The sequence below is a fragment of the Streptomyces solincola genome (assembly GCF_002982015.1).
GTDB lineage: Bacteria > Actinomycetota > Actinomycetes > Streptomycetales > Streptomycetaceae > Streptomyces > Streptomyces solincola.
Map to the genome: position 1 here is coordinate 1 of NZ_PVLV01000349.1, position 7,542 is coordinate 7,542.

The 7,542-nt window shown below is 75.4% G+C and carries 5 protein-coding genes, 1 tRNA gene and 1 pseudogene; 1 reads left to right on the plus strand and 6 read right to left on the minus strand.

What is annotated here, in order from left to right; translation table 11 throughout:
• Positions 1–100: 100 nt before the first annotated feature.
• A complete protein-coding gene (locus C6N75_RS21305; RefSeq protein WP_258177526.1) occupies positions 101–1,774 on the minus strand; it encodes a putative bifunctional diguanylate cyclase/phosphodiesterase in 1,674 nt (557 codons plus the stop codon).
• 679 nt (positions 1,775–2,453) lie between these two features.
• Here C6N75_RS21305 and C6N75_RS21310 point away from each other — a divergent pair.
• Positions 2,454–3,695, plus strand: coding sequence for a M6 family metalloprotease domain-containing protein (locus tag C6N75_RS21310; protein WP_105870515.1), 1,242 nt, complete (start codon positions 2,454–2,456; stop codon positions 3,693–3,695).
• Positions 3,696–3,774: 79 nt separating this feature from the next.
• Here the strand turns inward: C6N75_RS21310 and C6N75_RS21315 are convergent.
• The 5 genes and pseudogenes from C6N75_RS21315 to C6N75_RS21335 all read right to left on the minus strand — a co-directional run.
• Positions 3,775–3,848, minus strand: a tRNA-Lys gene (locus C6N75_RS21315).
• Positions 3,839–4,588, minus strand: coding sequence for a bifunctional DNA primase/polymerase (locus C6N75_RS21320; protein ID WP_258177525.1), 750 nt, complete (start codon positions 4,586–4,588; stop codon positions 3,839–3,841). The genes C6N75_RS21315 and C6N75_RS21320 overlap by 10 nt, the downstream gene beginning before the upstream one ends.
• Before the next feature lie 163 nt (positions 4,589–4,751).
• Positions 4,752–5,102: a hypothetical protein gene (locus C6N75_RS21325; protein WP_105870517.1), complete on the minus strand. Its 351-nt coding sequence runs from the start codon at positions 5,100–5,102 to the stop codon at positions 4,752–4,754.
• Positions 5,103–5,230: 128 nt separating this feature from the next.
• Positions 5,231–6,586 carry an AAA family ATPase gene (locus tag C6N75_RS21330; RefSeq protein WP_105870518.1) on the minus strand — a complete coding sequence of 452 codons (1,356 nt, stop codon included), beginning with the start codon at positions 6,584–6,586 and terminating at the stop codon, positions 5,231–5,233.
• Positions 6,583–7,542, minus strand: a pseudogene (locus C6N75_RS21335) (hypothetical protein); the annotation flags it as partial. The gene C6N75_RS21330 and the pseudogene C6N75_RS21335, both read right to left, overlap by 4 nt.

The following is a 7,542-nucleotide window of genomic DNA, read 5'->3' on the forward strand; positions in this document are numbered from 1 at the left end:
ACGCGCACACCGTACGGACATGGGTCGCCCGCCCGGAAACCCACCCCGGGCCGGGCGGGCGACCCATGTCCGTACGGTGTGCGCGTACGGCGCCGGGGCGTCAGCCCGCCGCCGCGTCGATCAGGGCGGGGATGCGGTCCGGGGCCACCGCGCGCGAGTAGAGCCAGCCCTGCCCGGTGTCGCAGCCGATCCGGCGCAGCCGCGCGGCCTGCCCGGAGGTCTCCACGCACTCGGCGGTGACGGTCAGCCCGAGCCGGTGCGCCAGTTGCACCAGCGTCTCCACGATGACCTCGTCGGCCGGGTTGGGGTGCTCCTCGTCCTGGAAGCCGCGCACGAACGACCCGTCCAGCTTCAGCACCGAGACCGGCAGCCGGCTGAGGTAGGCGAGGTTGGAGTAGCCGGTGCCGAAGTCGTCGATCGCGATGCGCACCCCCATGTCGCTGAGCGCCTGGAGCGCCTGGAGCGGCCGGCCGGCCGAGCCCATCACCGCCGACTCGGTCAGCTCCAGTTGCAGCAGCCCCGGCGCGAGTCCGGTCTCGGCCAGGATCTCCCGGACGTCCGCGACCAGGTCGGAGTCCCAGACCTGGCGTACGGCCACGTTGACGCTGACGAACAGCGGCCGCTCACGCGGGTGTTCGCGCTGCCACTGCACCGCCTGCCGGCAGGCGGTGCGCAGGATCCAGCGGCCGAGCTGGACGATCGAGCCGTCCTCCTCGGCGATCCCGATGAACCGATTCGGCGACAGCGAGCCGAACTGCGGGTGGTTCCAGCGCACCAGGGCCTCCACCCCGCGCACCGCCTCGTCCGCCATGTCCACCAGCGGCTGGTACTCCAGTGCGAACTCGCCGCGCTCGACGGCCGGCCGCAGCGTGGAGGAGAGCGCCTGCCGGGTCATCCGGTGCGCGTTGCGCTCGGGGTCGAACAGCGTCCAGCGGGCCTTGCCGTCGGCCTTCGCCCAGTACAGCGTGGTGTCGGCGGCCTGCATCAGGCCGTTGACGGTGGTGCCGGCGGCGGCCCGCTCCACCACCCCGATGGACGCGGACACCGACAGCCGCTGTCCGGCCAGGTCGAACGGCCGCTGCACGGCGGTCAGCAGCGTGCCGGCCAGCTCGGCCAACTGGTCGGTGCCGGTGGAGTCCTCCACCAGGACGGCGAACTCGTCCCCGCCGAGCCGGGCCACCAGGTGGCCGCTGCCGCTGCGGGCGTGACCGTCGCTGTCGGCGCAGTCGTTGAGGCGGGAGGCGACCGCCGCGAGCAGCCGGTCGCCGACCCCGTGGCCCAGTGTGTCGTTGATCGCCTTGAAGCCGTCCAGGTCCAGGTAGCACAGCCCGATCCGGCCGGTGCAGCCCTCGGTGTAGGTGTCGTGGGCGGAGCCCTCCAGAGCGGTGGTCAGCCGCTCGAAGAACAGCGTCCGGTTGGGCAGCCGGGTCACCGGATCGTGCATTTGCAGGTGGCGCAGGCGTGCCTGCAACTGGCGGCGCTCGCTGACGTCGGCGAGCGAGAGCAGCACGCCCCGGCTGCGCGGCACCGGGGAGACGGTGATCTCCACCCACAGGGTGCGCCCGTCGGGGTGCCCCAGCCGCCGGGTGCACCGGAACCGGGAGCGGTGGCCCTGGAGGACCTCCCGGTAGGCGCGCCAGGTGCGGTCGTCGGAGCCGAGGTCCACCAGGTCGGCGGCCGACTGGTCGCGCAGCGACGCCGGGTCCGCGCCCAGCAGCGCGGCGAACGCCTCGTTGGCGGTGACCACCAGGCCGTCCTGGGCGACCACCGCCATGGCGAGCTGGGCGGCGATGAACGCGTCCCGGTAGTCGTCCAGTTCGCGGGGCCCGTAGTCGGGTTCGCGGGGTCCGTAGGACGTGAACGGCGCCGCGGCGCCGGTGGTGGCGGGGGCGGCGTTCGGCCGGACGAGGCCGGGCGCGCCGACCCGGACGGTGGCGGCCGCGACCCGCGCCGCGGAGGCGTCGCGAACGTCGGGGGCGTCGGGGTGGCGGGCGGCCCGCGCGGCGTACCGTACCGGGTCGCCCGGGTGGTTACGTTCCGTCACCGACCGGGAGGTGCTGTCGGTCGGTGTGCCCGCCGCGGCTGCCGGTCCTTCGGGGGTTCCGTTCACCGCTCGCTCCCGCGGGGCAGTTGTGACGCACGGATGTGGTCCGGATGGGTCGGCCTGGAAAGTGTGCCGATCATAGAGGTTTTCGCGCCAGGCGTTCCAGCGCCGCCCGCGTCCACGACCCCTGTGGGCGATGTGGGTGACGTGGTTCGAACGCCGGGCCGACCGTTTCTGCACGGGTGTGCCATGCCGGGGCCGGCAGGTGAGCGAATGTGACTGTGGGTGAGAGGTGCGGGATCGTCCCTGCGGGCGACCGCTCACCCGTGTGGGGCACCGGAACAGGGCGTAAGGCGACAAACCGTCACAGGGTGGTGGGACGTCCTGTATCCCGCACCCGGAGGTCCACGTGGAGGGTCCCCAGACACCCGAGGGAGTGGACCGCGGCCGCGCGCGCTCCACGGCCGCCGGCCTCTTCGCGCTGCTGTCGTTCGCCGCCACCGGACTGGTCGCCGGCCCCTCGGCGGCGGCCTCCGAGGAGGGGCCCTGCGCGCTGCCCCGCACCGACGCCCACCACTCCCTGGGCCTGGACACCTGGAACGCCGACTACCCCCGGCCGGACCGCGACCTCGACGCCCTGATGGTCTTCCTGTCCTTCCCGGACGCCGCCCCCCGCACCACCCCCGGCCAACTGGCGGCCGACCACTTCCCGGCGACCAGCGAGTTCTTCCAGCGCGCCTCCTACGGGCGGTTCACCCTGAAGCCCCACCCCCGGCGCGAGTGGCTCAAGATGCCCCGCCCCTCCACCTCGTACGCCATAAAGCGCGACTGGTCCTCCGGCCGGCGCGCCGCCTACCTGCGCGACGCCCTCGCGGTGAGCGACCCGCTGGTGGACTTCTCCAAGTACGACATCGTCTACCTGGTCGCCGACCCGGACGCCCCCGGCGTCGACTCCGACGCCACCAAGGTCGTCAACTTCGACCGGCCGCTGCGGGCCGACGGCACGGAGATCAACCGCATGGTCACCGTCTTCGAGCGGCACCCGCCGGACCGCAACGTCCTGGCCCACGAGACCGGTCACGTCTTCGACCTGCCCGACCTCTACCGCCGCCCGATGGACGGCAAGGGCGACTGGGACACCCATGTGGGGGACTGGGACGTCATGGGCAGCCAGTTCGCGCTCGCCCCGGAGCCGTTCGCCTGGCACAAGTGGAAGCTCGGCTGGCTGGACCGGCGCCAGGTGCGCTGCGTGGACGGCACCGGGGACGACCGCTTCACCCTGGAGCCGCTGACCGCGCCGCCGCAGCCCGGCACCACCCCCGGCACCCGGCTGGCCGTGGTGCGCACCGGCCCGCGCACCGCGCTGGCCATCGAGGCCCGGGACGCCACCGGCAACGACCGCGACACCTGCACCGAGGGGGTGCTGGTCTACCGGGTGCGCACCGACGCGGTCTCCGGCGACGGCCCGGTGGAGGTGGTGGACGCCCACCCGGGGACCGCGGCCTGCCCGCACCGCTCGGTCTACCCGCCGCTCGCGGACGCGCCGCTGGCGGAGGGGGAGACCTTCACCGTGCAGGACGACGGCGTACGGGTGGAGGTGGCCGACCGCACCGCCACCGGCGGCTGGACGGTCCGCGTCACCCTGGTCTGAGTCCGCGCCCGCCGGACACGTGCGGGAACGCGCGCACGAGAAGAGGCCCCCGCTTTTGCGAGGGCCTCTTCTCCGTCGGTGCGCCGCCAGGGACTCGAACCCCGGACCCGCTGATTAAGAGTCAGCTGCTCTAACCAACTGAGCTAGCGGCGCCTGCTGACGTCGTAGACATTAGCACCCTGGTCGGCGGGGTGTGAAATCGGTGCCCAGCCCGCCGGGAAGGACGCCCGGGAAGCCGGGGAGGAGGCGCCCCGGGCCGCCCGGGTGGCGGCCCACAGCACGGTGTCCGGGCCCGGCAGCCAGGGCCGGCGGGTGTCCGGGGCGACCAGCCAGCGGGGACCGTCCGCCTCCCCGCCCGGCACCAGCGGCGGCACGGTCACGGCGTCCCCCGCGCCGTGGCACAGCATCGGCGGCACCCCCCGCCGCCCCTCGCCGACGTCCGGGGCGCCGCCGTCCGGCCGGGTGGGCGGGTCGCCCTGCCAGCGCAGCAGCGACGGCAGGCGCTGGGCCGTGCCGGGCGCGGCGAACAGCATCAGCCGGCCCCGGTGCACGGCTACCGGCCCGGAGCCGGGGCCCTCGGTCCACAGCCGGTCCAGCATCCGCCGGCCGAACACCGACTCCACGCTCACCACGTCGAAGACCCGGCCGCAGGACAGCACCGCCGGGGCGGTGGGGCGGGACTCCCACAGCGCGAGCATCGAGCGGGCGTGCGCGGACGCCGACGTCAGCCACACCGCCCCGGCCGCGGTCACCTGGGCGGCGCGGTGGCAGTCGTCGTCCCCCAGCAGGGCGAAGACGTCCGGACGGCCCGCGGGGTCGGCGCGGCCCACCCGGTCGGTGCACGGGGTGGGCTGCGGACGGGAGGGGAGTTCATCTGGCAGCCATGCGCTCATGACTCCACGTCTACCGTGAGTACGAGGTCGGTTTCGGAGAGTTTCCGGAAACCCGGACACGATCGGGCGTACCGGAGTATCGTGCGCCCGCCGCCGTCATATGCCCCCAGCAGTCCCGCCCGCCCCGCGCCGTCTCCGCGGAAGTTGTCAGTCCGCGGAGGGGTCAGTCCTCCGCCGGGGCGCTCGCCGCCCGCATCAGGTCCCGGCCGAACTCGATCATCTTGTGGGCGTAGTCCTCCGTCCACTGGGCCCGCTCGGCCACGGCGGCCGCCGTCAGCCGGTCGAACCGCCGCGGGTCGGCGAGCTGGGCGGCCGCGACGGCCTGGAACTCCACCGCCCGGTCGGTGGCGGCGCGGAAGGCGAGCGCCAGCTCGGTGGAGCGGGCCAGCAGCTCCCGGGGGTCGTCCATGGACTCCAGGCCGAAGAAGTGCTCCGGGTCGGAGGCGGCCTCCGCGGGCTCGAAGAGCAACGGCGCGGGCTTCAGCCGCCGCTCGCTCCGCTCGGTTTCCGCCATCGAGTCTCTCCCCTTCGCCCTGGGCCCCTCGGATGAGCCACCCTCCATTCTCCCGCCCCGCGCAAGAGGGCCCCCTCGCTCAGCGCTCGGCGCCCCCGCGGAGCGGTTCCGGCCATCCGCCGGCCCGGTCACGGGCTCCACTCCACTCGGTGCCCGGCCAGGTGGGAGAGGACCGCGTGGTTGGCCTCCCAGCCGTCGGGGAACTTGACGGTGACGCCGAGGCTGACCGGCTCGGTGGAGGGGTGCTCGTCCAGCAGGGCGGCGACGCCGGCGCGGCAGACCACGACGCAGGCATGCCGGTGCCGGGAGGCCAGCACGCACAGCCGGCCGGTCTCCAGGTGGAAGGCGGTGGCGTCGGGGCGGCCGGAGAGCGGGTGCAGCACGACCGTCACGTCGTACTCGCGGCCCTGGAGCCGGTTGGCGGTGTCGACCGTCACGCCGGCGACCCCGAGCGCGGCGAGGGCCGCGCGGACCGCCGCGGCCTGGTCGCGGTGCGCGGTGCCGACCGCGATCCGGTCCGCCGTCACCGGCGCCGGGTCCGGCGAGCGCTCCGAGACCGCCGCCGCGCCCCGGTCCAGCAGCCGCCGCACCACCAGCGCCACCGCGTGCACCGCCTCCGGGTCGGTGCGCGGGGTGTGCCGGGCCGGCAGCTCCAGCAGCCCCCAGCCGGAGGCCGCCGCCTCGTCCAGCACCCGGTCCGGGCCCGAGCCGTCCGAGGCCGTGCCGAACGACAGCCGCCGGTCGCCGGGGCCGGTGCCGCTGCGGAAGGCGGTGTACGGGTAGAAGGCCGCCGACACCAGCGGCGCCGCCGACGCGGGCAGCCGCCAGGACACCGGGAGCCGGTGCTGCGGCAGCTCCGGGTTGTGCGCCAGCAGGGTGGAGACCGCACTCGCCGACGGATCGTAGGCCAGCCCCGCCCACTGCTCGGCGCCCACCACCGAGAACGGGTCGAGCTGACCCGGGTCGCCTACGAACAGCGCCCGCTCGAACAGCCCGGCCACCGCCAGCAGCGCGTCCGAGCGCATCTGGTACGCCTCGTCCACGATGGCGTGCCGCCACGGCTCGACGTTCTTCACATGCGCCCACTTCGCCGCGGTGGACACCACCACGTCCAGACCGGCCAGGTCGGCCGCCTTCGCCGAGGTGCGCACCTGCTCCAGCTCGTCCAGCGCCTTGTCGTACGGGTCGGAGTCGTTGCTGTGCAGCCGGCCCACCGGCAGCCCCGGCTCCTTCTCGGCCAGCCGCAGCACCAGGTCGTCCACCTGCGCGTTGGTCTGGGCGACGACCATCAGCGGCCGTCCGGCCGCCGCCAGCTCCAGCGCGGCCCGCACCACCAGCGTCGACTTGCCCGCGCCCGGCGGGGAGTCCACCACCACCCCGCGGGCCGTGCCGTGCAGGGTGTCGCGCAGGATCGCCGCGGTCGCCTCGGCGGCCGCGGCCCCGGGGTCGAAGGCCGCAGCGGCGGGGGCCGGGGTCGTCGTCACAGCAGGTCCTCCGGGGTGACCGGGTCGGGGCGCTCCGCGCCGGGCTCGCCGGGCGGGCCGCCGTGCGTCCAGGGGGTGTCCTCCGGGTCGGGCAGCTTCGGCCCGCCCCGCTGCTCGTGCTCGAACAGCGTCCAGGCGATCCGGTCGCCCTTCACCGGCACCGTGCCCTCCGCCGGCTCCCTGGACCGGCCCATCCGGTCCAGCAGCCGCAGCACCAGCACGCCCGGCTCCCGCGGGACGTACCCGACGAACTGCGCGCTCTGCGGCTTGCCGTCCAGCGAGCGGTACACCTTCACGCCCTCGCCCAGGTGCGGGAGGTCGGCCGTGCGCACGGTCAGCAGCGGGCGCGGCGAGGGCCGCTTGGACTCCGTCCAGGCCGGTTCCACGTCCAGCACCTCGGCGGTGAACGCCTCGCCCGTCAGCCGCCGGCCGGCCAGCACCAGCGGATCGTCCAGCGCCTCGTGCGCCTCCAACTGCGCCTGCGCGGTCTCCCGGGCGGCGAGCTTCTGCGCCGCCGTCACCGCGTCGTCCCGGCGCGGCTGCGGCGGCTCACCGGAGCGCACCCGGTCCCGGTGGCCGGTGAACGACCAGCGGTCGCGCGTCCACCGGTCGGCGACCCGCGCGCCGGCCGGCAGCGCCCGCAGCAGCTCGACGGCCCGCCACACCGCGTCCCAGGTGGGCCTGAGCTGCGAGGCGACCAGCCGGCGCACCTCCTGCTCGGCCCGGTGCAGCTCGCCCAGGTGTGCGTCGGCCGCCTCGCCGGACTCCGCCCCGCCCAGCGCCTGCCGGGCCCGGTCGTACCGCTCGATCGCGGGCGCCAGCAGCCGGTTGTCGAACGCCGGGTCGGTGGCCGGCCCGGCCGGCGGGCACAGCAGCTGCCCGGCCGCGTCCCGGCCCAGCTCGGCCCGGAGTGCCGCCTCCGCCCCCGACCCGCCGCCGGCGGCCCCCGCCTCGAT

Coding starts and splice junctions, on each gene's coding strand:
- C6N75_RS21305 (WP_258177526.1), bottom strand. CDS start 1,774: ATGGCGGTGGTCGCCCAGGACGGCCTGGTGGTCACCGCCAACGAGGCG.
- C6N75_RS21320 (WP_258177525.1), bottom strand. CDS start 4,588: ATGAGCGCATGGCTGCCAGATGAACTCCCCTCCCGTCCGCAGCCCACC.
- C6N75_RS21325 (WP_105870517.1), bottom strand. CDS start 5,102: ATGGCGGAAACCGAGCGGAGCGAGCGGCGGCTGAAGCCCGCGCCGTTG.